The organism is Nostoc cf. edaphicum LEGE 07299 (assembly GCF_015207245.1).
GTDB classification, from domain to species: Bacteria; Cyanobacteriota; Cyanobacteriia; order Cyanobacteriales; family Nostocaceae; genus Nostoc; species Nostoc edaphicum_B.
The window spans coordinates 1-3910 of sequence record NZ_JADEXF010000565.1 but is presented as its reverse complement, the minus strand read 5'-3'; the positions used below and the strand labels follow the sequence as shown (position 1 = coordinate 3910).

The following is a 3910-nucleotide window of genomic DNA, read 5'->3' as shown; positions in this document are numbered from 1 at the left end:
TCCCGTAACGCTGCTTCGCGTTGTTGCAATTGTTGCTCTTGGATTTTAATTGTCGCCTGGATTTGTTGCCATTCACTAGGGGTTTGAGATGCTTCTAACTCTGCTAAGGCGTGTCGCAATTGTTGCAACTCATTTTCTTGTCCAGGTAATTCCCGCTCTAAAATTTCTAATCGAGATTGAGCAGTGGCTAATTTTTCGCTGTTTTGGGCGAGTTGCGATCGCGTCCCCTCTAATTGGGCTGTTAAACTCTTAATGTCTTTCTGCAACTGCTCCAATTGCAACTGCTGTTCTCGCCGTGCTTGACGCGCTTCGGTGAGTTCCTGGGTGAGTTTTTTGGTTTTGGTTGATAAATTAGCGATCGCTTCAGTACAACGTTCTAAAACTCGCTCAATGTCTACCAAGCGAGTTTTTAAAGCGATCGCTTCATCAGATTCCGCCGCTTCCGCATTGCCAAACCGCAACGCTGAACGATTACTGTTGCTACCACCAGTCATTGCACCGCTGGTTTCCAGAAGTTCTCCGTCTAAGGTGACGATGCGATACAGTCCTAAATTTTTTCGCGCCGCTTCCAGGTTGGCAAATACTACCGTGTTGCCGAAAACATAGCTAAATACATCTTTGTAACGGCGATCGCAATCAACTAAGTTCACAGCATAATTAACAAAACCGCTAGCAAAACGCAGCGTTGCATCTTGAGTAAATTTAGGAGCGTGAATTTTATTTAGTGGTAAAAAAGTCGCTCTCCCTGCACGTTTTTGTTTGAGTAGTTCAATCCCTGCTGCGGCGATGCTGTCATCTTCCACCACAATATGTCCCAAACGTCCTCCAGCAGCCATTTCCAAGGCTAGCTGATGCCGGGGTTCCACCTTTCCTAACTGCACAACTAAACCGCAAACACCAGGCATTCCCGATTGTAAGATAACTTTACTAGCTTGGGTTCCTTGGACTTCTTGCTGTGCTTGCGTTTGCGCCTCTATTTTATCCAACTGGCGTTGTTTTTCTCGTTGTTCGGAAAGTAATCGTTTTTGAGTTTCCTGTTGGATTTGCAGTTCTTGTTCTGTAGCTGAAAGATTTTGGGCTAAATTTTGGATGGGTTCGCTAGAGGCGTTAAATTCTGTTTCAACTCCACTACACTGAGTTTGTTTTTCTGCTAATAGCGGTTCGTCGCGTTCAATTAACTGGGTTTGCTCTTGGATAAGCTGCTGTAACTGATTATTGCGTTCTCTGAGTTGTGCTTGTTCGGTGCGTTGCGGTTCTAGAGTGTGCAGCAAAGCTTCAATTTGACGGTTGAATGCTGTTTGTTGCTGCACCCAGGCTTCTGAAGCCGAGGCGATTTCTGCGGCGGCTTCGCGGGAGGTTTCTAAGGCTTGGTGGGCTTCATTTCTTTGGTGTTGGGAAGACGCGATGAATCGCGTCTCTACAATGTGTGTTTCGGCAATTTCTTCTAGGGAATGACGATGTTTTTGAATCTCTTGCTGAGTTTGAGTCAGACGTTTGGTAGTTTCTTGGGAAGCTGTCTGTAATTCGGTTAGCTGACGCTGGAGTTGTTTGCGTTCTGCTTCTTGGGTGGCGAGGGTAGATTGTACCGCCAAAAGTTCCTCTTCTCCCAATGCTTTAACGTGGGCATTGAGTTGTTCGAGTTCAGCAGTTTTTTGAACGATTTCGGAATTTAGGTTGGTGAGTTGGGTAGTGAGTTCTGTAAAATTGCGATCGCCTGTTTGAATTTCGTGAACTAACTTTTCTTGTTGTGCTTGTAGCGATCGCCATGATAAAACAGCTTCCCAGGATTGCTTCGCTAGAAATTCTGTGCGGAGTTTTTGATATTTCTCAGCTTTCGCCCGATCTTGGGAAAGGCGATCGCGCTGTGCAGTTAATTCTGTCTCAATAATCCGACAGCTATCTTCCTTTTCCTTCACCTCATCTAAAGTTGATTTGGCTTGGATAATTTTGCGATCGAACGCCGCCACCCCAGCTAATTCATCAATAATTTCCCGCCGTTCCCGCGCATTCATCGAGATAATGCTGGTGACATCCCCTTGCAGCACCACATTGTAGCCTTCAGGATAAACCCGTAGATTACTTAGTTCTCCATGCAACTCCGTTAACGTGCAAGGTACACCATTGATATAGTAATTCGATGTATAAGTCCCTTGGTGAGTAACTCGTAGCCTTCTAGTAACACTCCACTCTGCCGATTTTGGATTTTGGATTTTGGATTTTGGATTTTCTTCCCCTACTTCTTCTACTTCCCCCACTTCCTCCCTTTGTGCCTTTGCGTCTTTGTGTGAGATTTCATCGGACAAATCAAATGTCACCGTGACGCTAGCCTCAATCGAAGCACGTCCTTTAGCCGTTTGAGTGTTATTTACCAAATCCGGTAAGCGTTCGGCTCGCATTCCCTTAGAACTAGAGAGTCCCAGGCAAAAGAGCAGTGCATCTAAGATATTAGACTTACCCGAACCATTTGGCCCAGATATGACAGTACACCCCGGTAGCAAAGGGACAGAAGTAGTGCCACCGAAGGATTTGAAGTTCGTAAGTTCCACGCGCTTGATGTGCACCATAGGCGCTGGTTCCCTGGGCTAATGAAGAACAAGTGTATCAACTAATTAAGAATTCGCAAGAGGGTAAGGCGGAGAATTGGATAATTATAGTAAACGCGTTGCGGTGAGCCTGCAAGCTTCACCCAAAAAGCTTACCGCAGGCGATCGCTCAGTGTACGGCAAAAATTTTGATGTCGCAAACTGACCATGAAAATTTTCCCAGAGCAGATAATATCATGTCTGACTAATTACTTGTAATTCAAAAATCTCTGCGTTTGCGTGTCTTTACGTCAGTCCTAAATTACAACTATTCAACCAGACACGATCTCAGGATACTTTAAGTGCGAAGGAGAATCACTTGGTATAGTTTGAACCATCTATTCTGGATCTGTCGTCCTCGGTTGATCGTGACAACAAAGCGATCGCATTTTTATCTCAGGATATAACTAGTTTGAAATACGCTCAAGGCATTCTCACACAGTAATGTTACCTGCTAAGGAACTGAAGGGACAAGAGAACAAAGTAATTCAACCAAATGGTAGAGGATATTAAAAGCACCAAATGAATTTATAATAAAGTAATCTTTACAATTGAAAAAACGTAGAAAGAAAGTCATCTTTACTACCCCAATCTGTTGTCTGTGATATAATTCTTAACCCCAAATATTTGTAGAACTTAGTAATGAAGAAATTAATTAAAGGTCTGCGCGAATTTAAATCTAGCTATTTTTCGACACATCAACAATTATTTGAGCAACTTTCACACGGTCAAAAGCCCAGAGTATTATTTATTACCTGTTCTGATTCGCGTCTCGATCCAAATCTAATTACACAAGCCCAAGTTGGTGAATTATTTGTTATTCGCAATGCAGGTAACATCATTCCACCCTATGGGGCAAGTAATGGCGGTGAAGGCGCGACAATTGAATATGCTGTTCAAGCTTTAGATATTCGCCAAATTATTATTTGTGGTCACTCTCATTGCGGTGCAATGAAAGGATTAATGAAGTTACACAATCTCAGCGATGAAATGCCGCTTGTACATGATTGGCTTAAATATGCAGAGGCAACTCGAAGGCTAGTTATAGACCACTACAGTCACTATGGCCAAGAAGAACTGCTAGAGATTATGATTGCCGAAAATGTTCTGACTCAAATTGAGAATTTGCGGACATATCCAGTGATTCACTCTAGGCTTTATCAAGGAGAACTCAGCATTTATGCTTGGATTTATCACATTGAAACAGGAGAAGTTTTCGCATACGATCCACAAAAACACGCTTATGTTTTGCCTCAAACTCAGCTTCCACCATCAGAAATAGATGAGTCCTTCAGAGGTGAAATTACAAATACCAATGTAGCCTGTCT

Annotated in this window: 2 protein-coding genes; one reads left to right on the top strand and one right to left on the bottom strand. The window is 43.3% G+C overall.

Translation table 11 applies throughout. The features are described from left to right. Positions 1-2564, bottom strand: a 2564-nt coding sequence (gene smc / locus IQ229_RS16880) for a chromosome segregation protein SMC (protein ID WP_194045641.1), incomplete at its 3' end; no start/stop codon positions are given. Between the two features lie 660 nt (positions 2565-3224). Here smc and IQ229_RS16875 point away from each other — a divergent pair. Next, positions 3225-3910, top strand: a 686-nt coding sequence (locus tag IQ229_RS16875) for a carbonic anhydrase (protein ID WP_194045639.1), incomplete at its 3' end; no start/stop codon positions are given.